The sequence below is a fragment of the Marinomonas rhizomae genome, assembly GCF_003315485.1.
Lineage (GTDB): Bacteria > Pseudomonadota > Gammaproteobacteria > Pseudomonadales > Marinomonadaceae > Marinomonas > Marinomonas rhizomae.
This window is the reverse complement of record NZ_QNSE01000004.1, coordinates 219,642-242,238: the sequence shown is the minus strand read 5'-3', so window position 1 is coordinate 242,238 and position 22,597 is coordinate 219,642. Positions and strand designations below refer to the sequence as shown.

The window sequence follows — 22,597 nt, the reverse complement described above, 5'->3', positions numbered from 1 at the left end:
TCCTGCTACCAAACGACCTAGATGTGAGCCTTCTCTTCACTTAAAGCGTTATTGATTTCTTTCCAAGTAAGCCCACTACCTTTTTTCGCTTCGGTTTTGGTTTGAGTCACTTGGATGATTTGCCCAGCGATGGAGATGGCAATTTCGAAGGGTTTCTTGCCGGCGATTTCGTTTAGTCCCACGGGGCAGTGGACGGAGTCGATTTCCGCTTGGCTGAATGAAGCGCTGACGAGGCGTTTTTTGAAACGTAGGGCTTTGGTTTTCGAGCCGATTAAGCCGATGAATCGACAGTCTTTTCGATCCAATAAGGCTTCCACCAGTTGGTAATCCAAGGCGTGGTCGTGGGTCATGACTAAGGCGATTTCGTTATGACTCATGTGGTCAATGTGTTCCAACATGGATTCATACAAAAACGGAGTGACGTTGCTTGGTAGGCCTTTGATGTTATGGTCTTGAGCGAGGTTTTCGCGGCTGTCGATCCATGAGATTTTCGCCTGCATGTTGCCCAATACATTGACCAACGTAGTCGCCACGTGCCCCATGCCAAAGATGGTGATTTTGTTGGCGGGTTCTGGGAAATACTCCAGCAACACGCTGACAGTGCCGCCGCAACATTGGTTGGTCTTGGCGGCGAGGGGAAAGTTCTCCAGCACATGAGAAGGCGAAGACGCATCTTGCAACATGGCACGGGCTTTTTGGCAGACAGCGTATTCCAGCTGTCCGCCGCCGATGGTGTCGAAGCTGTGTTCCTCGGTGATAATCATCTTGCTGGATGATTCCCGCGGCGCAGAACCTTGGGTGCCGATCACGGTGGCGATCACCCAAGCTTGCCCTGCTTTTTCCACTTCCTGTAACGCCTGAACCCAGCTCATAGAAGACATCATAGGCTGGCTTCCTCACCTGCTTGATGATTTTGCGCCGCTTGCATGGCGTAAAACACCGCTTCTGGCGTGGCTGGCACGGCCAATGGTGGCGAGATTTTATGATCTGCCACGGCAGCGCAGGCGTCTTTTAGCGCACACCAAACGGAAATGCCCAGCATGAGTGGCGGTTCGCCTACGGCTTTAGAACGATAGACGGATTCTTCGCTATTGGGTCGATCAAACAATTTAACGTTGAATTTCTCGGGGATGTCCGCCGAAGTTGGAATCTTGTAATTCGCAGGGCTGTTGGTGGTGATGCGGCCTTTGTCATCCCAGCTTAATTCTTCTGAGGTGAGCCAGCCCATGCCTTGTACAAACGCGCCTTCGATCTGCCCGATGTCGATGTCGGCGTTTATCGAATCGCCCACGTCGTGCAGGATATCTACCTGAGTGACTTTGTACTCACCAGTGAAGGTATCGACGATCACTTCAGACACGGCCGCGCCATTGGCAAAGTACAAGAAAGGTCGGCCTTTGGCGGCTTTGCGGTCATAGCCGATTTTCGGGGTTTTATAAAACCCTGTAGAAGACAACGACACGCGGTTCATGTAGGCCAGTTTGATGAATTCAGGAAAGCTCATGGTCTCGCTGCCTAGAATCACTTGATCGTCTTCAATGGCGAAGGCGTCGGCGGCGATAGAAAAGTGCTCCATGGCGAATTCTTGCAAGCGGCTTTTGATCGTCAGTGCGGCGTCTAGCGCCGCCATTCCGTTCAAATCCGTACCTGCTGATGCGGCGGTTGGTGACGCGTTTGGCACTTTATCAGTTCTTGTAGAACCGACATTGACGCGCTGGTAATCAATGCCAAAGGCTTTGGCAACGATCTGAGCTACCTTGGTATAAAGCCCCTGCCCCATTTCCGTCCCGCCGTGACTCACATGCACACTGCCATCTGTGTAGATATGCAGCAAAGCGCCACCTTGGTTTAGGTGTTTCGAGGTAAAAGAAATACCGAACTTAACAGGCGTGAGCGCGAGTCCTTTTTTAAGGAAAGGGTTTTGCTTGTTAAAGGCGTTAATCGCTTCACGGCGAGCGCGATAATTGGAGCTGGTTTCCAGTTCTTCAATCAAGGTTAGCAAGACATCGTCGTCCACTTTTTGCCCATATGGCGTGGTGTCTTTATTCGCTTGATAGCAATTTAGTTTACGAATATCTAGCGAGTCTTTACCTACTGCGCAGGCAATTTCTTCAATGACGTTTTCCGCTAAGATCACGCCTTTTGGACCACCAAAGCCACGAAACGCGGTATTGGAAACCGTGTGGGTTTTACCACGATACCCACTGATACGAGCATTCGGTAGAAAGTAAGCATTGTCCGCGTGGAACATGGCGCGATCGACAACGCCGTCGGATAAGTCGGCTGTACAACCACATTTACCTACCATGTCATATTCTGCCGCGATAATTTCGCCCTCATTGGAAAAGCCAACTTCGTAGCTGTTCCAGAAGTCATGGCGTTTACCAGTTTGCACCATGTCATCTTGGCGCGGCATGCGATATTTCACCGGACGACGATTGCGCACGGCGAGTACCGCCGCCATACAACCAAGTACAGCGGCTTGGGATTCTTTTCCGCCAAAGCCACCGCCCATGCGTCGCACTTCAACAAGCACTTGCGCTACGGGTAAACCCAGCACACGAGACACCAGCTTTTGTACTTCGGCAGGATGCTGAGAGGATGCAAATACTTGCACGCCACCATCTTCATTTGGCGTCGCCACACTGATCTGCCCTTCTAAATAGAAGTGCTCTTGGCCCTTGATGTACAAATCGGATTTAAGCTTATTCGGTGCAGTTTCTAGTGCGCCTTTGGCATCGCCGCAGCTAATCGTGTGAGTCGGTAAAACGAACTCTTGGCGCTCTAAGGATTGGCGAGGATGCAAGGTCGCTTCTCGCGGTTTGTACTCTATCTCAGCCAAAGCAACGGCTTGTTTCGCCGCACGTAAACTGGTCGCCGCGACAGCAAAAATCGATTGCCCAATAAAATGCACAAAATCGCCAGCCAACAATAAGTCGCCGCTCAATACAGGCGAGACATCCACTTCGCCGGGGATATCAGCCTGAACAATTACATCGACCACGCCAGGGTAGGCGCGAACCTTGTCTAAATTAATCGACACAATATCCGCATGAGCTTCCGTCGATAATCCCGCCGCTACATGCAGTTCATTCGGCCATTCTGGCATGTCATCGATATAAACGGCTTGGCCGGTTACGTGCTTAATAGCGGATTCATGAACGGGCAAAAGTCCCTTTTTAAAGGCTTTTGTGTCGAGAGTAAAATCCTGTGGAAGCTTACGCATGAGTGCAGCCCTCCAAACCGGCCGATAAAATGGAATCACTAACAGCATGACCTGAAAAAGTCACCACGTCGCTGCCGTTTAGTTCTAACCATGCTTTGCGGATCAGGTTACAGGCCATATCCAAACGGTATTTCGCGCTGGCTCGCATGTCACTCATGGGCGTTAACTCACTGCGTAATGCTTCGATGGCTTGGTTTAAGGCTTGTTCGTCATTGATGAGTTTATCCGTCAAGGCTGCTTCTGCTTTTAAGCCGCGAATCGGTGTGGCCGCCATGCCACCAAACGCTAAACGCACATCGCTTAATATGCCATTATCTACGTCGAATCGAACCGCCAACATGACGCTGGAAATGTCGTCTTCCATGCGTTTCGAAACTTTATAGAAACGATGAAATTGCGCCAGTTTGTCGAGAGACACATCAAAAGATGCAATCATCTCATCCTTCGCTAGTTGCGTTTGTTTGTAGCCTTGGTAAAAGTCCGCGATATTCACGGCTCTTGTGCTGCCATCGTTTTTCAACAATTGAATGTCTGCGTCAAACGCCAATAATAGTGGCGGTAAATCAGCAATCGGTGAGGCGTTCGCCACGTTTCCACCAATCGTGCCGCGATTACGAATTTGTCGAGATGCGATGCGACTTAGCAAGGCATTAATCTGCGGATAAAGCGTCTTGCTGAAATTTTCTAATTCGCTGTAAGTGACCGATGCACCGATGGTCAACGACGCTTCTCCGGTGTGTAGATGTTTAAGCTCGGCTACACGAGACACATCGATTAAAGTCTCAAAATCACGATAGCGCTGCGTGTTTTCTAGCATCAAGTCGGTTCCACCAGCGATCAAAACGGCTGCTGGATTGAGTTTCAACGCGTAAGCGAGTTGCTCTAAATCTGTGGGCTGTAAATAGTTACTGCTGTCATGACGTTCTGTTTGTAGGCTTTCAAGCTGAGTTTTTATGCTGTCGTTTTTACTCATCAACTCCACATAAGGCGGTTCGTCGGACTCTTTCATGATTTCTTTTCTAGCCATGGACCCTTTAACCATGGACATTCCCGCATCAATAATCGGGCGATAACCCGTGCAACGACATAAGTTACCAGAAATCGCATCGCAAACCGCTTCACGGTCAATTGGCTGCTCACAGCCTTGTTTGTTTTCATAAAGTCCGGCCAAGGACAAAACAAAACCCGGAGTACAAAAACCGCACTGAGAACCATGAGATGCCACCATGGCTTGCTGCGCTGGGTGCAATTCACCAGTCTTGGACAAATACTCAACCGAGACAACATGTTTACCAGTCAAAGACTGCATCGGCGTAATGCACGAGTTTAGCGTCGAATACGTCAGTTCACCGTCTTCCAGCGCACCAACAAGAAGCGTACATGCACCACAATCGCCAGATGCACAGCCTTCTTTTGTCCCCGTTAAGCCACGCTTCTCTCTTAGGTAACGCAAAGCGGTAAAGTCGCTAGGGAGCGTGTTATCGTCGATGAGCTCATCGTTTAGTATAAATTTCAAAGCGCTCTCCTTATTTTAAATTGTGTCTATGATGGCTGTAATGATAGTTGAAATGCAAAAAACTGACCAATCGTACAGATTTTTAATTAGAAACTAATAATACAGGCCGAACAAGCGATCTAGCGCTTTTATAAGTATTCTTTTACCGTAAACGTTTTTTTAGGCTAACACTCAAAACCCTCTCCCTACTAAAGCAGCACGAAAAGAGTGACGCAAATTACCACCACAGATCCAAACACAGTTCAAAAAGAAGTTAGCAGAGCAACCAGACAGCCCGCATTTTCCTGCCTCAAGACTACGTGGTTATGATTGCGCCTACAAAATAAAACTAAGAACCTCAGGCTACCGCCTAGCTTATGAAGTCATAGACGATGAAGTAGTCGTCTGTGTGCTGACAATTGGAAAACAAGACAATGACGCGGTATATAAATCTCGTCTCTCGAGTGAGTTGATCTCGCACCATTTTATGTCATTTCTTTCTACCCTACCTTCTCTCAACCTTATTCCCTCAAGCTTTAAATTTTAATTTTAACTTTTAAATTCAACAAGTTAAAAAAATATATGCACACCTGCAAAAAACATGGAACAAATGTTGCTAAATTATATTTATGTGAAACAAGCGGGTCTTTAGCCCCTATTAATTGTATGGAGCATGTTTATGAAAGCGGCAAACAAAACAGCAATTCGATTAACTCTTTTAGCCAGTCTCATCTCAAGCACTTCAGCCATGGCGGCAGATCAAGTGACCTTTCAATTAGATTGGTTACCAGGTGGCGATAAAGCGCCCGTTTATGTAGGCATCCAACAAGGCTTCTTTGCTGACGAAGATTTGGAAGTCAAGATCGCCAGTGGTCGCGGCTCCACCGATGCGTTGACTAAGATGGCAACAGGCCAATCCGATATTGGCAGTTCGGATATTGGCGCGTTGATGGCCGCAAAAGCACAAGCGGATGTGCCTGTCGTTGCGGTTTACCCTTACTTTACGCAAGCGCCTCATGCTTTCTTTGTACTAAAAAGCAGCGGTATTACTTCCATTAAAGATTTGAAAGGTAAAAAAGTCGCCACCTCGCCTTTCACTTCGTCAAATGCCTTCTTACCTTTGGTTTTGAAACAAAACGGTTTGAGCGAAAGCGATATTAAATTAGTGAAATCGGATCCGGGTGCGCTCGCGCCTATGATGATTACAGGCAGTACCGACGCCATTATTGCTTGGGTGACCAACACAGCACTTTATGAAGCACAAGCAAAAGGCGCTGGCAAAGAACTGATCGAAATACCTTGGTCAAATTCTGGCTTATCACTTTATAGCTCATCGGTTTTAGCGTCGGAAAAATTTTTAGAAGAACGTCCAGATGTGGTAAAACGCTTTATAAAAGCCTTTTCCAAGTCCATTAAATTCACTTACGCGAACCCAGACCAAGCCGGTGCCGACCTACACAAAATGGTGCCTGAAGTGGATGCCGACATTGTTTCCGCACAAATTAAGAGCATTCACAATTTGGTCTATAACGATGTGACGACAAAAGACGGCTTAGGGAATTTCACCGACCAACGCATCCAAAAAACATGGGAATACGTGGCGGAAGCAAACGGTTTAACAATGGATGCTATCGATCCAAAAACTGCAGTAAACAGCCGTTTTAAACCGGAGTAACCTGATGGATAACAACACTAAAGCCGCTTATGTCAGTATGAAGAGCGTGGGTCATAAATATGACCCACGCCCAGAAACACCAATGGTTGTACAAGATATAGACTTAGATATTCATCGCCACGAATTCGTGGCGGTGGTTGGACCTTCTGGTTGTGGTAAGTCAACATTATTACGCATGGTAGCAGGTTTATTGATTCCGTCTCATGGTGAAGTCTCGGTATTCAATCGACCCGTCACCGAACCTCGTGATGACGTGGGCATCGTTTTTCAAAAAGCCAATTTATTACCTTGGTTAACTGTGCGTAAAAACGTCTTATTTCCGCTCAAACACAAATATGGCAGTTATTCCGCCAGTGATGAAAAACGCGCAAACGAGCTATTAGAAATGGCTGGATTGACCCAGTTTGCTGACAAGATGCCAGACGAGTTGTCAGGCGGCATGCAACAACGCGTGGGTATTGTACGCGCACTCTTGCTCAATCCAGATATTTTATTAATGGACGAACCTTTCTCGGCGCTAGACGCATTAACACGTGAGCAAATCGGTTTTGATCTACTGGATATTTGGAAGAAGAACCCAAAAACCGTGTTGTTTATCACTCATTCCATTAGTGAAGCCGTGCTGTTATCTGATCGTATTTTAGTGATGAGCAAACGTCCCGGCACAGTTCTGGATTTGATTGAGGTGGATTTACCTCGCCCACGTTCGTCAAAAACCATTAACTCTCCTCGTTTTGCTGAGCTAACCGATTTAATTAGAGGCTATATCTATGAACCCAACGTACCAGCCTAAATCTTGGCTTGCGCAGCAGGCAAACCGCTTCGCGCCTGGCTTATTCTTTATCGGTCTTGTGGCGATATGGGAATTGATTTGTCGTTTCGGCAATGTACCAAACTACATTCTGCCCTCACCATCAGCGATTTTTACCGCCTTTTTTGATGTGGAGTTTTCTCGCTGGTTAACGCATCTTTGGGCAACGTTACGCGTGGCTTTAATGGGTTTTGCCTTGTCTATCATCATCGCGATTCCTTTGTCGATTGGCATGATGCGTTCTGAGCTGATGAACCGTGTTCTGTATCCAGCTTTGATCGTGATTCAGTCTACGCCTGTGGTCGCGGTTGCGCCTTTGATCATCGTCTTGCTTGGTACAGACGACCCGTCTCGCGTGCTGATCACTTGCTTGATCACCTTCTTCCCTCTAGTCGTATCAACGACAACGGGCATGTTGGAAACACCGCCAGAAATGATCGAACTCAGCCAATCTTTGCGTGCTCCGCGTTATCGTGAAACTTGGCAGATTCGCATACCTTATGCGATTCCACACATTTTTAGCGGCCTTAGAGTGTCCATCACGTTGGCGATTATCGGTGCTGTCGTGGCAGAGTTTGTCGCTGCAGAAGAAGGGTTGGGGTATTTCATCCAGTTCTCCACCTCTTTCTTTAAAATCCCCCAAGCCTTTGCTGGGCTGATCTTCTTGTCGGTTATTAGTTTGTTGTTATTTAAATCGATACAGTGGATTCAGGCGTGGTGGTTTCCGTGGAGCCTTCCTAAGAAGAAGTAATTTGAAGCAATTGTGCTCATGACATCGCAGACATATAAGTAGAGACAAATATGACATTAAACACAAAAGACACAAACTTTTTACGCCAAAGCTTTGCCCTTGCAGATGAAGCCAAGCAGCAAGGTATTCATCCTTTTGCGGCAATCTTAGTTGACGATGAAGACAATGTGCTGTTGACGCAGGTGAATGGCTACCTGCCCGATTTCGATATGACAGGCCATGCCGAGCGCAAGTTAATGACGCGCGCTAGCAAAGCGTATCGTCCTGACTTTCTAGCAAAATGCACCATGTATGTCTCTGCTGAACCTTGCGCCATGTGTGCAGGCTCTGCTTATTGGGCGGGACTCGGACGTCTTGTGTATGGATTAAGCGAAGACAGCCTGAAACAAATCACGGGGAATCACCCAGAAAACCCGACCTTAGCTTTGCCTTGTCGCACCGTATTTGCATCGGGACAACGAAAAGTCGAAGTGCTTGGGCCTTGTCTGGAAGAAGAGGCCGCGAAATTGCATGAGGGTGTTTGGTAACTAAAAATCGATAAAAGATCAGAGCAATAGAAAACAACCGGAGTAGAAGCAGTCAGATGTATTTCTTTTGAGGTACATCAGGTCATTGCTCCATTTTCCACTAGGAGGAGACCATAATGACTGACTCATATTCACTTGAAGAACTGCAACGCGAAACCACCTTTGGCGGTGCAGGCGAAGACACCAACGATCGGGAAATTCGCATCATCGACATGAGCGATTTTGAGAATCGCCGTGAAGAAATCCGCGAACAGCTTTGGCTTGCTGCCACCGAGATTGGCTTTTTCCAATTAAGTAACCACGGTATCGATCCTGAAGAAATAAAAGCAGCTTTTAAAGAATCCGAGCGTTTCTTTAACCTTCCAGAAAGCATTAAAAGTAAATACCCAAGACCAAAAAGCGTCAACGCTGGCTGGGAAAGTCGCAGCCAAATTCGCCCTTCTACTGGCACCAAAGACCAAAAAGAATCCTATCAAATCACTCAATACCACATGGATAATTTGTGGCCAACTGAAGAAGAGCTGCCAGACTTTCAGGCCAATACGTTGCGCTTTGAAAAACAATGCTGGGAAGTCGGCATGAAGGTGTTGTCTTGCTTTGCCGACAAGCTCGGTTTTGATCGAGACTTCTTTAGCAAAGCACACGACCCACTTCAACCGGACTATCAAAGCACTTTGCGCTTATTACATTATTACGCCACTGAAGGTGTCACTGAACAGGGTAATATGTGGCGAGCTGGCGCTCATACGGATTTCGATTGTTTGACTTTGTTATTCCAACACGAAGGACACGGCGGCTTACAAGTTTGCCCCGGCGCAGAAGCAGACACCCAACGTTGGACCAGCATTCCGCCCCTTGGTGGCGTGATCACCTGCAACATCGGTGATATGCTCATGCGCTGGAGCGACGACCAACTTAAATCCAACCTGCATCGAGTACGCCAGCCAAAAGTCGACGAATACTGCGGCAGCCGTCACTCCATTGCATTTTTCTGCCAAGCCAACAAAACACAGATCATCCAAGGCCCAGCAAAACGCTACCAACCCATCAGCGCTGCGGATTTTCTGACACAACGTATACAGGCTAACTTTGTAGATAAGTAAATTTTCATATGACACAAGAATAACCGCCATTGATTTTCACAAAACAATAGCGGTTTTTTTATATCAATAACTTAGAACAATGTTATAGATCCGCCAATCTAAACCCTGCGATCTTATGCACCTCGCTCATGGCGCGGTCAAACTCTGTTTGCCAGTCATTGGGCGTTCTGGCTTCAAAGCCTGCAAGTATTTGATCTTTAGTTGCGCCCTTCACGGCCATAATGAAGGGAAAACCAAACTTCTCTCGGTAGGTATCGTTCAGCTGTAAGAAATGCGCTAGCTCTTCTTCTGAACATTGATCCAGTCCAGCTCCTGATTGTTCTGACGTCGACGCCTGAGTAAGCTCGCCAGCTAAAGCCGCTTTGCCTGCTAAATCTGGGTGAGCCCTTAGCAGTATGAGTTTTTGTTCGTCTGTACTTTGTTCTACGATATCTGCCATGGTAGCTTTGATTTTGTCGATACTGTTGAAATACTCACTTGGATGCTCGACTTTTTGTCGCCATAACTCTTCTGCTACCCAAGTGGAATGTTCATAGATATTGCTAAATATCGCGATAAAATCCGCTTTTTCCATTTGGCTAATCGCAGCTAACGGGTCGTGCATAATAGGACTCCAAATTCTGACGGCGCTAAAAAATTCTTACAAAAAAGATCTCTATAAACAACAAAAAATCGTATTACAGAAACACATGGCACAAATATTGATCTCTATGAAACAATATTTTCAGATACATTTCACTTATAAAGACACTTACCTGCAAAAATCAGGCAAGCTTTCACATTAGATTGAGGTAAAACAATGGGATACTTAACCACTCACATTTTAGATACTACAAAAGGCGTGGCGGCAGCTGGCGTAAAAATACACCTTTACCAGCATTCTGCAGAAGGCCAACGACAGCTTATTCATAGCACGGTGTCCAATAACGATGGCCGCTGTGATCAACCCTTGCTACAAGCTGATAACTTCTCAGTGGGCGTGTACGAACTGGAGTTTGCCATTGACGAGTACTTTGCTAACACTACCGAAGGCTCCGAGAATAAACAGCCTGAAGCTCCTAGCTTTTTAAACACCGTGGTTATTCGTTTTGGTATCAATGATGAAAACGCGCATTATCACATTCCATTACTTGTCTCGCCTTATTCTTACAGCACTTATCGTGGCAGCTAGTCAAATACAATTAGCGTTAGCGCAAGGTTTAATGAGCCAGAATAAAGCAAAACCCACTTGATACGCACCAAGATAAATCATTCCCTGTCCTATCGGTCAAAGAAGAAAGTAAGCCTTTTTCTTCTTTGATTTATCACCATTGATTGCGCATCGCCCTAAAACAAAGGTTTCACAGATTAAAATATAGGTTCATTTGTTTCATGGCATATTTATTGCCATTTACTCCTTTAATAAAAGATTAAACATTCGCTAAGACAACGCGAAAACAAGCGAAAGATTAAAGGGGAATCATATGAAAGCACTTATTATCGGCGCTGGTATCGGTGGCATGTCAGCGGCAGCAGCATTAAAACAACAAGGTATCGAATGCGATATTTTTGAAGCGGTAAAAGAAATCAAACCTGTCGGTGCGGCGCTTTCAATTTGGTCTAACGGCGTAAAATGTATGAACCATTTAGGTATGGGCAGCATTATAGATGAGCTCGGCGGCCCGATGCACAACATGGCGTATCACGATGGCATTACAGGCAGCGTAATGACACAGTTCAGTCTTGCCCCATTAGTTGACGCTGTTGGCGAGCGCCCTTGCCCCGTATCACGTGCCGATTTACAAAGCCAAATGGTCGATTGGTGGGGACGCGATAAAATACAGTTCGGCAAACGCATCGAAAAAGTCGAGCAAAGTGACATAGGCGTAACCGCGTATTTTACCGATGGCAGCAGCGCTACGGGTGATTTTATGATTGCAGCCGATGGTACACATTCTGCTGTCCGTGCTGATGTGATTGGCTATCAAACAGAACGCCGCTATGCCGATTATGTAAACTGGAATGGCTTGGTAGAAATAGACGAAAGTATTGCTCCTGCCGATCAATGGACCACCTTTGTTGGCGAAGGCAAACGCGTTTCCATTATGCCGATTGCCGCTGGTCGCTTTTACTTCTTCTTTGATGTGCCGTTGCCAAAAGGTCTAGCAGAAGACAGAAGCACTGTGGTGGCTGATCTAACAGGTTACTTTACTGGCTGGGCTGAACCCGTTCAAAAATTGATTGCTGCCATTAATCCAGAAACCACCAACCGCATTGAGATTCATGATATCGAACCCTTCGATACCTTGGTAAAAGGCAATATCGCCTTACTCGGCGATGCGGCCCACAGCACAACACCAGACATTGGCCAAGGTGGCTGCTCTGCACTGGAAGATGCCGTCGTGCTTGGTCAGTGTTTCGCGGATCAATTCAAAGAGAAAGGCAAAACGGTTTCTGGTGTGCTAGCCGCTTTGAAGCAATACGAAGAAGAACGCCGCTTCCGTGTCAAAGATCTGGTCTTAAAAGCTCGTAAACGTTGCGATGTTACTCATGGTAAAGACATGCAAGAAACCCAAGCTTGGTACGACGAACTAAGACACGAAACGGGCGAAAACATTATTGCAGGACTGCGCGCCACCATTGTGAGTGGGCCGTTGGCGTAAATCCCGCAACAGACTCCTAAGTGGCCACGAACATTCTTTAGTTTTAGCCTCATTAAAGCTGACTGACGAGTAATGGATAGAAAACATAAAGCTTAATGAAAATAAAAAGGGCGTTCTACCTACTAAGTAGAACGCCCTTTTTTTACCTATTGAAAAATACTCTTATAGCGCTAAAGTAAAGGTTCCTTGCGGCTTAACAGGAAGATACTTTTTATAGAAATCTAAATAGGCTTGTTCTGGGTTCAGGTCTGCGAACAAATCTGGGTACATAGCTTTTGCGTAAAATTCGATCATTGCACTGTCTAAAATAGTACGGCATGCACCATGATAGGCACCGTATAAACGGTTGTTTTTTACAGCTGAGATAGAAGACCAGCCCACACGATTTTTATAACCTTCTAGACGCTTACGAGCTTCAGCTTTGTCAACGCCCTGCCCCATTATCATAGAATCAGAGCCCTTGCCTGTTTCATAACCTGTAATGACAATCACATCAGGATTGGAAGCAATCACTTGCTCAGGATTCAATTTCCCCCACCACTCCACAAAGGGGGCAGAAATATTGTCGCCACCTGCCATAGTCGAAATTGCACCCCACATATTTTTACCAAAGGTAAAACCAAGCTCTTGCACACCGGAAGCGCCAAACTCGGTATAAACTTTTGGAGCAGGTAGATTCGCATCCGCAAGACGCTTACTGATGCTTTCAACGGTTTTTTTATACTCGGCAGCAATAGTCGCGGCACGTTTTTCCTGGCCTGTAATAACACCGATTAACTCAGTGCTTTTTAGATGGCGCTCCAATGTTTGGGCGTTGTAATCCACAACAATGACTTTGATACCCGTATTTTCAATACGCTCAATATCAGTACCTAAGCCCTTGAATTGCCAATCCGCCAACATCAAAACATCTGGGTTCAAGCTAATAACTTTTTCTACAGAAAAAGTTTGCGTATCAACACGTCCAATACCAGGAATATGCTCTAAAGATGGGCGATGTTTGACATACATGTCCCAATTAGCAGGACGCGCTTGCCAAATGTATTTAGACATACCAACCACCTTGTCGTAAGCGGCTTCCGTGCCAATAGCCATATAATCTTCAGGGTAGAAACCGACAATGACACGTTGAGCTGGCGCATTAAATGTGACATTACGACCAAGGACATCCTTCACCGTAACTTGACCAGCCCAAGTTGCACTCACAACAAGAGTGAACAGAAACATTAAAAACGACTTAACCATGCTTATACCTTAATAAAGAAATTGATTGGTTATGATAATCGTTATCACATCATATTAGAAAGGACTTTTAAGAATATCTAAAACAAAAAAGCTCCTCTCCATACAAGGAGAGAAGCTTTCGTATATTACCCAAAAAAAGCGTCGAATTTATTCAGTACGGAAGCGAACAACCATAGAATGTAATTCTTTGCTCAATTGATCTTGCTTCTTACAAAGGCCTGCTACATCACCAGATATATTTGAAACACGATGCGCAGCTTCGCTTATCGCACTGATATTTTCATTCACACCTTCCGTCACTGCACGTTGCTCTTCCGCTGAAGCCGCTGTCTGCATTGTCATATCACGCATTTGCTTCACTACATCTTCTATTTGTTCGAAGGATTGCAGCGCCTGATCAGACAAGCTAATAGCACTTTCAGATTCCGCCAAGCTCGTTACCATGGACTCTGAAGCTTGCTTGGTTCTATTCGCCAAAAGCCCCAAGATATTACTAATTTGTTCAGTCGACTCTTGTGTGCGTCCCGCAAGAGTCCGTACTTCGTCAGCCACTACAGCAAAACCTCGACCTTGCTCTCCTGCTCGCGCCGCCTCAATCGCTGCGTTCAATGCCAACAAGTTGGTTTGCTCTGCAATCGCCTGTATTGTCGATAAAATCTGGTTGATATTCGTGGTTTCTTTTTGCAGCTCAGTAATAATTTGATTGGAATCTTTTAGTCGAGCCCCTAAACGATTTACCCCTTCTGCGCTGTTCTTAAGAAGATTTTTACCCGCAATAGTGGTTTCCAACCCTTTCTCAGAAAACTGAGCAGAGTTAGCGCAACTCTCGGCAGCTTCATTCGATGCAATCAGCATTTGCTGTCCAGCTTCTGAAATCAATTCAATGGACTGCAATTGATCCGTAGCAGACTGAGCCACTTCGCTTGCTTTTGCAGAGGTTTCCGCAGCCGCTTTATCTATTTGTATACTTGAGTCTTTAATACCAAGCATAAGCTTGCGAGTCGATTCAATAAACTGGTTAAACCAATTAGACAAAACGCTTGTTTCATCATTGGTATTAATTTCAATTTTAGATGTTAAATCCCCTTCGCCTTCAGCAAGTATACGTAAGTGATTCGAAACAGATTCGATCGGAGTAATTAAGCTTCTCGCCATAAAATAAGCGACAAGGCCAAATACAATTAATAGCAAGACACAAACAATGGCTGTCGTTTTTACTAGCTCAGCGGTGCCAGCATAAATTTCAGCGGCTGGCATTAAAGCAACAAACTTCCATTTTAAATTAGGCGAGGTATAAACATCAGCATAATACTCTTCACCATCCAGTTTAAAACTAATTAAACCGGACGAAGTCTGCGCAATTTTTCCATACGCATCTCCCTCTATTTCACTGATTTTTTTGAAGTTATTATCAGCATGAAGCGCATCAACTAGGACAGTACCAGTATTTTCAATCACCATGATGCTACCGGAATCCCCCAGTTTCGTATTATTCGCCATCTCTGTTAGTGTTTTAATCGAAACGTCTACAGCAACGACACCACCAATGGCACTCCCTTTTTTATATGTCCGTACCGCAGACACATAAACCGCATCATCAGCAGCCCAATAATAAGCATCACGTAAGATAACTTTGCCAGGAGCCTCCATAGCTTTTGTGTACCAAGGACGCTGCTTAGGGTGCCATTCAGCGTATTCATAGGTTCCCGGCCATTCTGCATAACCGCCCTTTTCATCCCCCATGTAGACGTATACGTAATTTGAGTTATTTTTACCAATCGCCTCAAACATAGTAAACACATCCGCTTCATAGCCACCATTCTGTGCGGCAATTTGACTTGGTGCTTTACCTTTAGGCTCAAAATAAGTCGTCAATAGTGTTGCATCGGGATTAGTCACAGTGGCACTGTCCGCAATAAAACCAACAACTGATTTTATATCACTCATAAATTGGTCGAAAGATTGCTCGACTGTACCTAGAGTTTGTTCACTATTCTGTGAAAAACTCTTTATTGCTTGATTTGAAGCGAGATAGGCAGTAATTGAACTTACTACTAAAACGGGCAATAAAGTCGCAACTGAAAAGGCTATAAGTAATTTCGTTTTGATTTTCATAACGGCATATCCAAAAGATATTTTAGGTGACATCAATAAATTCAAACGTTAGTATATGATAAGCTAGCTAACGTTCTAACTGATTGATAATTTAACAAAAAAGCGCATTCAATATCATTTAATTGCTAACGCTTTTTTTAAGCCTCCCTTTATCGTTCTTTTTGTTTATCCTTAATCCTAAAATACTGTATTAACAGAATACAAACCACACTTTAATTACAAAAATTAACGAATATAAACACAGACTACTCTCTATTAAAAAGAGACTACATAGGGTTGTCTCTTCGCACTAAAAATATTTTTTAGTTTAAAAGCTCATCTAAGGCATGTTATCAACAATACGAATAGCTGCATCCCTTAAGATTGGAAGGATATTTTTTTCTAACTGAGAGGTCTCGATACCGCCCTGCGGCCAAGTCAAAGAAAGACAACCGAGAAGTGCCCCCTCTCTCTGCCTTATAGGGACAGCAATAGACTCTAAAGGCAAACCATTCACACTTCGATGATTGTAATACGATACCTGACGGACACCGTAGCCTAATGCTTTAGTCTGCTCAATCATTTGGCTCAACCAAATACTATCATGAGCTAATTTTCCTTCTTTATTTGGTAATTTTCTGAGGGAGTGAATGATATCTGACCGTTCATCACTTTCACAAAAAGCCAGGAAACAACGCCCAACGCCCGAATAAAGAAACTCGGGGCGACATAATAATGATCGATTAATAAGGAAAGAAGTACGATTACGTGTGGTTTCAATCAGCCTCATTCTCTCCCCATCTCGGATAGCAATATCTGATGGCCAATCGAGCGTTTGATAAAGTTCGTTCAAAATGGGAGCACCAGCTTCGGCCAAACGCGCTTCTTGAGATTTAGGCTGAGTATCTTCAAGAACAGAAGAGGATAAGCTGTATTTACTATCACTGAGAGACCTAACCACCCAGCCACTCAAGCTCAGTGTTTTTAGAATCCTCAATAATGTTGCTTTGTTTATACCTGTGCAGCGTTGCAACTCAGAAAGAGAAAGTGGAGAAGTTTTTTGCAGTTTCTCCAACACATGCATCGCTCGTGTAACAGAATCAATTGCTTTTACCATAGGTCTAGCCATCTATGTATCAGGAGAGATTATTATAAGAACCATCAAATGACCGATAAAAATAACGGTCGCGGTCTTAAAAATATCTCATCTATTATTCTTATTTGGCTTAATTCTAATCGTTAAGTGGGAATTAAGGTTATTCAAAAAACAGAATACCGTCATTTTTTTTGAGATAAGAAAAAACCGCTCAAGCAAAAGGGGAGTAATACTTGAGCGGCTTCTTTTCATTAACTTAAGAGTATTTTTTTAAAAGCTAGTCGCTTAATAAATTAATAGCTTAAGTTAACACCTAGCGCAACATTGTCTGAGGTGATATCGTAATTACCCGTTTCAGCCCAGAACGCAATATTCTTTCCTACTTGCTTTTTAACTTGTAAAACAGTGCCATAATTATCGTTGGCATCTACATCAGAGTTTTTATCATAGTAAGCCGCTGCAATAGAATAGCCATTATCAAGATAGTAACGAGCAGCAACCCCTAAAGTATCGTAATCACCAGCAGAGCCAAATGTGTCCGTATTCATCTCATAAGTCGCACCAAGATCAAGATTATCGAACTTATAACCAGCGGTTAGCGCGGAACGAGTGTAGTTTTTAGATGCATTAGCCATACCTTTACTTACAATGACCTGACCCGCACCTAAATTCAAATTATCCTTGTCATAAACTAATCGATAGGCTGTTGCGTCAATGTCATCGCCATTATTTTCATTTAAAGATAGCGTCGCAAGCACCAGTTTGACCCCCATGAATTTAGGAGACGACCAAGCCATAACATCATCGCCTTCAGAAGGTTGACCATAAAGAGTATTGCCTGTTGTTGCAGCACCTCCGGAATGGGCTTCATTGTATTCAAACATGTCAACATTCGAATAAAGCTCACGATTCTGTCCACTAGTAATACGTGGCGCTAGGACAAAAGCACCGTATGCCGTTGGAAAAACAACACTAGCTTCTTTAATATGGATGTCAGCTTCACCCTCAGTGCCGTTAGTATCTCTACTATTAATAGCATCTGATACGTCAGCTTTAAGGTTATACACCATAGTAAACTCTTTCGCTTTAACAACACCATTCACACCAACTTCAGCTTCAAAAGCTTCTGGGTCAAAGTCTTTATCTTCGACCTCTAAAACCCCAAGGCTAGTAAGGAAAGTAAAGTTTGGTTTATTAACAACCACTTCTGACTCATCCGCTGCCAATGCCATTTGAGACAATAAAAATGGTGCTGACAAAGTCATTGCTAATAAATTGCGTGATTTTTTCATCATGAAACGCCCTTTTTTAATAATTGTTTTATAGAACGTTTGCAGGCTAACAAAATAATGTAAGATCAAAACGACATGTTTCACCTAGTGAAACATGTCGTTGATTTTAAGAATACCGGACAAAGCTCGAAACAAAAAAACAGACAAAAAAGAGCGTTCAACTCAGGTGTACTAAAGGAATAGAGTAAAAATAAGATGACACAATTCCCTAGTCTATAAAAAGCCTAGGTGTGATAAGTGCTAAATTAAATGGAGGTTCAACCGAGACCAGACATTATTAAGACTGGAAAAAATAAATAGGAATGGAAAAATTAAACGAAAGTTGCCACAACACAAGAGACTTCAGGCAGGACAGTTGTCTCATTTTTTTGCATATCAAGACAAAGATCTTTTATAAAAGGCGTTTGCTCTGGATATTCTTGCAACCAAGATAAGACAGCAGCCTGCACTTGCGCCAGACTTTGCTCTTGGGTTACAGGAGCGCCAAGCGCGATGAGTCTTTCTTTAAAATCGACTTCGTCGATCAAATCTACAATCATCATATTGCCTACCTATAAACAAAAAAATTGTTCAATCATTAACCAATGGGACATATAGCTTATACCTAAACGAGCACTTAGCGAACCACTTTTTCTTCTAATAAAAGATCAAAAATTGCTTGCGCTTTCTCTGCCGCTGTTTCGTCCTTCATTATCTTGCCACCACTCCCCATAGGCTTTGCTGTTGCAGCCTTCATTCGGTCTGCCGCGGTTTTGGCTTTCACCACTTTTAAGCGCTTAGGGCGAGGCTTAGCCGCGTTGATTTGCCACCGACTAGCTGACTCATCTACCACACTTTCTACCGTTAAAACATTAAACTGCGCTCTTAATCCTGGACCAAACGCCGTTTGTCGCGCTTCTTGAGCGGCATTATCAACGCTAGCAATAATTGGCAATTTCACCTTTACCGCGCGCCGCTGCCCACGTGGCAAAGCCAAAAGCAGCTCCACTTCATCTCCTTGAACACCAATGATATCAGCCACTCTTGGTACTAGGGACCAGCCCAACTGTTCTGCCAATAAATAGGGCAGCATTCCGGAGGACTCTCCACTTTCTGCGCGAACACCAGTTAATACCACATCAATAGGCTTGTCCTTTAAAAAAGAAACCAACACAGGAAGAGCGTCGCAATTACTTTCTTGTGCCAATACAGTTAACGAAGGCAATCCCATACCTGCGTATTGTCGTAAAACAGGCTCTTGAGCATTTCCCGCATGCACCACAGTTAATGCTTTACCCGCCAGCTTTAAGCCTAGCTCAACAGCCTGTCCATCTTGTTCGGCACGACGAGCACGACCCGATTGAGGATGACGACCGACCGAAACCAAAGAAACCACATTGATATTAGGCTGCATCGCTTTTCTCCTCTTGGTTCTTAGTCTCTTCATTAATAGACAAACGTTTTTTAGGCGATGAGTATTCTTCAGCCAGTCTAGATAACTCAGCCAATACCTCTTCACTATCGGCAATCACAGCCAAATCGGCACGCTTCACCATGTCACAACCAACATCGGTATTAATAGCAACCACCTTGTCACACTGCCCGATTCCTTGCATATGTTGGATCGCGCCCGAAATACCAACGGCAAGGTAAACACGAGCAGTCACCCAAGTGCCCGATGCCCCAACCTGACGAGCACGCGGCATGAAACCATCATCAACCGCCACACGACTTGCGCCTTCGGTAGCGCCCAGCGCTAAAGCCGTTGCATGAAATTGATCCCAATTATGGATACCATTGCCTGCTGACAAAATGAATTCAGCTTCCGCCAGTGGTACCGCATTGGCATCAACAGCAATTAGCCCTTGATCAACCAAGTTAGGAGGTGTTTGTTCAATACCATCGACGAACATTGGTAATACCTGATGACGAGTCTCTTCAATCGCATTAGCACACTCTTCCATCAGCATCAAAATACGTGGCGTTTCTCGCAGAATATCCTGACTGCTCGATGCTCCACGACTCACCGTAGTCGATGCTGTCACTTGCCAAGCTTGAGCAACTGGTCGTTCGCCTAATTTAGCCGCCAAGCGACACGCCAAATCCGTTCCGCCATGCACACTGTCAGGAAACAACCAACGCTCTGGCTGATATTGCACTTCGACCTGCATTAAAGCAGCTACCCTCGCTTCTGGTGCGAAGCCTTCAAATTCGTCAGCGGTTAAATGAATCAAACGATCCACACCCGCTAAATCAAACTGCGTTTCTTTGCTCTCACCAAAACACACCAAGACGACCACTGTGTTCCTGTTACTTTCAGCCACCAGCTGATGGGCCAGACCAAGAATATCTTTGTCGTGACTGGTCAAACGCCCACCAATCATATCCGCCACCACCATGATGTAACCATCCGGATTCTCGACGATCTGCAAAGGTAGCTGTGTTTGTTTCGCTTCGTCAGTACGCTTTTTACTGTTGAGTCCTGCAGAAGACAGGTTCTCCCTATCAATACGTTTAATACCATTCGGGCCAATAAAACCAATAACATGAGGATTCCTACGCAACAACCCCGACGGGCCGCGTACTTCACCTTGTCCGGTGGAAGCCACAGCACTATGCAAAGGGTGCAGGCGATTTCGAGCAATCCACTCCGTTCTTGGATCTCTGCGTAACAGGCTATCTAAAGAGCTGTCTTCTGAAGAAAAATGACTCATCAGTGTTTCTCCTCAATAAGCTGACCCGCCAAAATCTCAGCGATATCTTTGACAACAGGTCGTGGCTCTACCACCCCTTCCAACATGGCCGTACATTGCTGACAACCTACCGCGACCAGTTCTGCGCCTGTACTGACCACATCTTCCATACGCATATCAGCAATACGACGCTCACCCGGGATATCCGTAATTGGAGCGCCACCGCCACCGCCACAACAGCGTGAGCGATAACCAGAGCGTTCCATTTCCGCCACATCAATTCCCAAGGTCGCCAATAGTTCACGAGGCGCTTCGTACTCGCCGTTATAACGTCCCAAATAACATGGATCGTGATAGGTTACCTTGCCACCTTTAAAGGTATCCAGCTGCAAACGGCCATCTTTCACTAACTGATTCAAAAAAGTCGTATGATGCAAAACGACCACACTTTCCCCAGAAATGGATAACAAACCATCAGAGCCAAAATCACCGTATTCATTTTTCAAACAATGAAAGGCATGTGGGTCAGTCGTCACAATCTTGTTGAACTGATATTTCGACAAAGTCGCTAAGTTGCGTTTTGCCAAGCTTTGGAAAGTCGCATCATCGCCCAAACGGCGGGCAACATCGCCACTGTCTAATTCTTCATCACCCAAAATAGCGACATCGACATTAGCAGCTTTCATCAATTTGACGAAAGCCCGAAGAATCCGCTGGCTGCGCATATCAAAAGCACCATCAGACACCCAAAACAATACATCCGCTTGTCTCACATCTTTCATCAGATTCAAGTTTTGATCCGCCGCCCAATGGGTTCGGCTCGCTGGTGCATAACCATTCGGATTATCCGTAGCGATTATGTTTTCGAGGACTTGCGCGCCTTTGTTCGGCGTATCGCCTTTTTCCAGTGTCAAGAAACGACGCATATCAACGATGGCATCCACATGCTCAATCATCATTGGGCATTCTTCGACACAAGCTCGACAAGTAGTGCACGACCAAAGCGTATCTGGATGGATCAAACCGTCAGTAATGATTTGATTCGGCGCGCCTTTAGCGTTGCCTACTTCAATATTTGGGTAAGGACTGCCAGCGTACTTTTCGTCTGTGCCACCAGCAAAGCCCACCACCATATCTTGAATCAGCTTTTTAGGGTTCAATGGCTGACCCGCAGCGAACGCAGGACACACAGCTTCGCAACGACCGCACTGCACACAAGCATCAAAACCTAATAACTGATTCCATTTAAAATCGATTGGTTTCGCCACGCCGTGTGATGCTTCACCTAAAACCGCAGGTTTTAACCCCGTAGAACGTCCACCATCAAAGCGCTCAGGACGACGATGAAAGGCAAGATGCAATGCTCCAGCGAAAGCATGTTTCATCGGCCCGCCCCATGTCATGCCAAACAGCATTTCACTAAGACTCATTAAGATCAAAACTGACAAGACTAATGTAAGCAGCCAGCCACCAAAGCCCTCTGGCAGCTTTCCAACAATAGGTAATCCAGCAGCAGGCAAGGTCAATACGAAAAAAGTAATCGAAAACGTCAGCAAGCTTTTAGGCAAGCGCATCCACGGCCCTTTAGAAAGGCGCGAAGGCGGATTCATACGACGCTTATAAACGAAAAGCGCACCGCAAAACATCATCACCAAAGCCGCTAATAACGCCCAAGCGAGAACCTTGCTGTCGATGCCAAACAGGTGAACAAACACCACTAGCACCATCGCCAATACAAAACCGCCCCCCGTCGCCACGTGAGTACGAGACATATACTTATCCCGCTCCACCACGTGATGAAGATCATGCAAATAGCGTTTCGGCATGGCTAGTAACCCCGCCAGCGCATCGACTTTTTCAGCCTGCCCTGCACGCCACAAATTCATACGGCGAACCGCGCCAATTGCGGCAATCACAAGTAAAACACCAATCAAAGTTGGAGGTAACCAATCAAGCATCATGATCTAT

At 45.1% G+C, this 22,597-nt stretch carries 20 protein-coding genes; 8 read left to right on the top strand and 12 right to left on the bottom strand.

Annotation, left to right across the window (positions count from 1 at the left end; translation table 11 throughout):
* Positions 1-17: 17 nt before the first annotated feature.
* From xdhC to xdhA, 3 genes are read right to left on the bottom strand one after another with little or no spacing between them, the layout of a single operon-like run.
* Positions 18-884, bottom strand: a complete 867-nt coding sequence (xdhC, locus tag DFP80_RS06265) for a xanthine dehydrogenase accessory protein XdhC (RefSeq protein ID WP_113915951.1) — start codon at positions 882-884, stop codon at positions 18-20.
* Positions 881-3,226 (bottom strand): xanthine dehydrogenase molybdopterin binding subunit, encoded by a 2,346-nt coding sequence (gene xdhB, locus DFP80_RS06260; RefSeq protein ID WP_113915950.1) that lies wholly within the window; start codon positions 3,224-3,226, stop codon positions 881-883. Before xdhB ends, xdhC begins: the two co-directional genes overlap by 4 nt.
* On the bottom strand, positions 3,219-4,742 hold the full coding sequence (xdhA, locus tag DFP80_RS06255; protein WP_113915949.1) for a xanthine dehydrogenase small subunit: 1,524 nt from the start codon (positions 4,740-4,742) through the stop codon (positions 3,219-3,221). Before xdhA ends, xdhB begins: the two co-directional genes overlap by 8 nt.
* 229 nt (positions 4,743-4,971) lie before the next feature.
* Between xdhA and DFP80_RS06250 the strand changes: the two genes are divergently transcribed.
* The 6 genes from DFP80_RS06250 (at position 4,972) to DFP80_RS06225 (ending at position 9,588) form a co-directional block, all read left to right on the top strand.
* Positions 4,972-5,268 carry a type II toxin-antitoxin system RelE family toxin gene (locus DFP80_RS06250; RefSeq protein ID WP_113915948.1) on the top strand — a complete coding sequence of 99 codons (297 nt, stop codon included), beginning with the start codon at positions 4,972-4,974 and terminating at the stop codon, positions 5,266-5,268.
* A 132-nt stretch (positions 5,269-5,400) separates the two neighbouring features.
* Positions 5,401-6,396, top strand: a complete 996-nt coding sequence (locus DFP80_RS06245; RefSeq protein ID WP_113915947.1) for an ABC transporter substrate-binding protein — start codon at positions 5,401-5,403, stop codon at positions 6,394-6,396.
* 4 nt (positions 6,397-6,400) lie between these two features.
* Positions 6,401-7,189, top strand: a complete 789-nt coding sequence (locus DFP80_RS06240; protein WP_113915946.1) for an ABC transporter ATP-binding protein — start codon at positions 6,401-6,403, stop codon at positions 7,187-7,189.
* Positions 7,167-7,958 (top strand): ABC transporter permease, encoded by a 792-nt coding sequence (locus DFP80_RS06235; RefSeq protein ID WP_113915945.1) that lies wholly within the window; start codon positions 7,167-7,169, stop codon positions 7,956-7,958. Before DFP80_RS06240 ends, DFP80_RS06235 begins: the two co-directional genes overlap by 23 nt.
* A gap of 50 nt (positions 7,959-8,008) precedes the next feature.
* The gene (locus DFP80_RS06230) at positions 8,009-8,485 is read left to right on the top strand and encodes a nucleoside deaminase (RefSeq protein ID WP_113915944.1); all 477 of its coding nucleotides are present in this window, start codon (positions 8,009-8,011) and stop codon (positions 8,483-8,485) included.
* 116 nt (positions 8,486-8,601) lie between these two features.
* Positions 8,602-9,588: an isopenicillin N synthase family dioxygenase gene (locus tag DFP80_RS06225; protein ID WP_113915943.1), complete on the top strand. Its 987-nt coding sequence runs from the start codon at positions 8,602-8,604 to the stop codon at positions 9,586-9,588.
* An 82-nt stretch (positions 9,589-9,670) separates the two neighbouring features.
* On the opposite strand, the gene uraD is transcribed toward DFP80_RS06225, so the two are convergent.
* A complete protein-coding gene (gene uraD / locus DFP80_RS06220; RefSeq protein WP_113915942.1) occupies positions 9,671-10,192 on the bottom strand; it encodes a 2-oxo-4-hydroxy-4-carboxy-5-ureidoimidazoline decarboxylase in 522 nt (173 codons plus the stop codon).
* Between the two features lie 195 nt (positions 10,193-10,387).
* Here uraD and uraH point away from each other — a divergent pair, with 195 nt between their 5' ends.
* Positions 10,388-10,759, top strand: coding sequence for a hydroxyisourate hydrolase (gene uraH, locus DFP80_RS06215; RefSeq protein ID WP_113915941.1), 372 nt, complete (start codon positions 10,388-10,390; stop codon positions 10,757-10,759).
* 292 nt (positions 10,760-11,051) lie between these two features.
* A complete protein-coding gene (gene hpxO / locus DFP80_RS06210; RefSeq protein ID WP_113915940.1) occupies positions 11,052-12,230 on the top strand; it encodes an FAD-dependent urate hydroxylase HpxO in 1,179 nt (392 codons plus the stop codon).
* A gap of 162 nt (positions 12,231-12,392) precedes the next feature.
* On the opposite strand, the gene DFP80_RS06205 is transcribed toward hpxO, so the two are convergent.
* From DFP80_RS06205 to DFP80_RS06170, 8 genes are all read right to left on the bottom strand, one after another.
* Entirely contained in the window at positions 12,393-13,475 is a 1,083-nt protein-coding gene (locus tag DFP80_RS06205; RefSeq protein WP_113915939.1) for an ABC transporter substrate-binding protein, read from the bottom strand.
* A gap of 147 nt (positions 13,476-13,622) precedes the next feature.
* Positions 13,623-15,590 carry a methyl-accepting chemotaxis protein gene (locus DFP80_RS06200; RefSeq protein ID WP_113915938.1) on the bottom strand — a complete coding sequence of 656 codons (1,968 nt, stop codon included), beginning with the start codon at positions 15,588-15,590 and terminating at the stop codon, positions 13,623-13,625.
* A gap of 319 nt (positions 15,591-15,909) precedes the next feature.
* Entirely contained in the window at positions 15,910-16,686 is a 777-nt protein-coding gene (locus DFP80_RS06195) for an IclR family transcriptional regulator domain-containing protein (RefSeq protein ID WP_158601345.1), read from the bottom strand.
* Positions 16,687-16,958: 272 nt separating this feature from the next.
* Positions 16,959-17,960: a porin gene (locus tag DFP80_RS06190; RefSeq protein ID WP_113915936.1), complete on the bottom strand. Its 1,002-nt coding sequence runs from the start codon at positions 17,958-17,960 to the stop codon at positions 16,959-16,961.
* A 308-nt stretch (positions 17,961-18,268) separates the two neighbouring features.
* On the bottom strand, positions 18,269-18,499 hold the full coding sequence (locus DFP80_RS06185) for a hypothetical protein (RefSeq protein ID WP_113915935.1): 231 nt from the start codon (positions 18,497-18,499) through the stop codon (positions 18,269-18,271).
* A 74-nt stretch (positions 18,500-18,573) separates the two neighbouring features.
* Positions 18,574-19,350: an electron transfer flavoprotein subunit beta gene (gene etfB / locus DFP80_RS06180; protein WP_113915934.1), complete on the bottom strand. Its 777-nt coding sequence runs from the start codon at positions 19,348-19,350 to the stop codon at positions 18,574-18,576.
* A complete protein-coding gene (etfA, locus tag DFP80_RS06175; RefSeq protein ID WP_113915933.1) occupies positions 19,340-20,650 on the bottom strand; it encodes an electron transfer flavoprotein subunit alpha in 1,311 nt (436 codons plus the stop codon). The genes etfB and etfA overlap by 11 nt, the downstream gene beginning before the upstream one ends.
* Positions 20,650-22,590 carry a (Fe-S)-binding protein gene (locus tag DFP80_RS06170; protein ID WP_277749236.1) on the bottom strand — a complete coding sequence of 647 codons (1,941 nt, stop codon included), beginning with the start codon at positions 22,588-22,590 and terminating at the stop codon, positions 20,650-20,652. Before DFP80_RS06170 ends, etfA begins: the two co-directional genes overlap by 1 nt.
* Between the last annotated feature and the right edge of the window lie 7 nt (positions 22,591-22,597).

Bases quoted from the DNA above. Each gene is read 5' to 3' on its own strand.
- xdhC (WP_113915951.1), bottom strand. From the start codon at position 884: ATGATGTCTTCTATGAGCTGGGTTCAGGCGTTACAGGAAGTGGAAAAA.
- xdhB (WP_113915950.1), bottom strand. From the start codon at position 3,226: ATGCGTAAGCTTCCACAGGATTTTACTCTCGACACAAAAGCCTTTAAA.
- DFP80_RS06245 (WP_113915947.1), top strand. From the start codon at position 5,401: ATGAAAGCGGCAAACAAAACAGCAATTCGATTAACTCTTTTAGCCAGT.
- DFP80_RS06240 (WP_113915946.1), top strand. From the start codon at position 6,401: ATGGATAACAACACTAAAGCCGCTTATGTCAGTATGAAGAGCGTGGGT.
- DFP80_RS06235 (WP_113915945.1), top strand. From the start codon at position 7,167: ATGAACCCAACGTACCAGCCTAAATCTTGGCTTGCGCAGCAGGCAAAC.
- DFP80_RS06230 (WP_113915944.1), top strand. From the start codon at position 8,009: ATGACATTAAACACAAAAGACACAAACTTTTTACGCCAAAGCTTTGCC.
- DFP80_RS06225 (WP_113915943.1), top strand. From the start codon at position 8,602: ATGACTGACTCATATTCACTTGAAGAACTGCAACGCGAAACCACCTTT.
- uraD (WP_113915942.1), bottom strand. From the start codon at position 10,192: ATGCACGACCCGTTAGCTGCGATTAGCCAAATGGAAAAAGCGGATTTT.
- uraH (WP_113915941.1), top strand. From the start codon at position 10,388: ATGGGATACTTAACCACTCACATTTTAGATACTACAAAAGGCGTGGCG.
- hpxO (WP_113915940.1), top strand. From the start codon at position 11,052: ATGAAAGCACTTATTATCGGCGCTGGTATCGGTGGCATGTCAGCGGCA.
- DFP80_RS06205 (WP_113915939.1), bottom strand. From the start codon at position 13,475: ATGGTTAAGTCGTTTTTAATGTTTCTGTTCACTCTTGTTGTGAGTGCA.
- DFP80_RS06200 (WP_113915938.1), bottom strand. From the start codon at position 15,590: ATGAAAATCAAAACGAAATTACTTATAGCCTTTTCAGTTGCGACTTTA.
- DFP80_RS06195 (WP_158601345.1), bottom strand. From the start codon at position 16,686: ATGGTAAAAGCAATTGATTCTGTTACACGAGCGATGCATGTGTTGGAG.
- DFP80_RS06190 (WP_113915936.1), bottom strand. From the start codon at position 17,960: ATGATGAAAAAATCACGCAATTTATTAGCAATGACTTTGTCAGCACCA.
- DFP80_RS06185 (WP_113915935.1), bottom strand. From the start codon at position 18,499: ATGATGATTGTAGATTTGATCGACGAAGTCGATTTTAAAGAAAGACTC.
- etfB (WP_113915934.1), bottom strand. From the start codon at position 19,350: ATGCAGCCTAATATCAATGTGGTTTCTTTGGTTTCGGTCGGTCGTCAT.
- etfA (WP_113915933.1), bottom strand. From the start codon at position 20,650: ATGAGTCATTTTTCTTCAGAAGACAGCTCTTTAGATAGCCTGTTACGC.
- DFP80_RS06170 (WP_277749236.1), bottom strand. From the start codon at position 22,590: ATGATGCTTGATTGGTTACCTCCAACTTTGATTGGTGTTTTACTTGTG.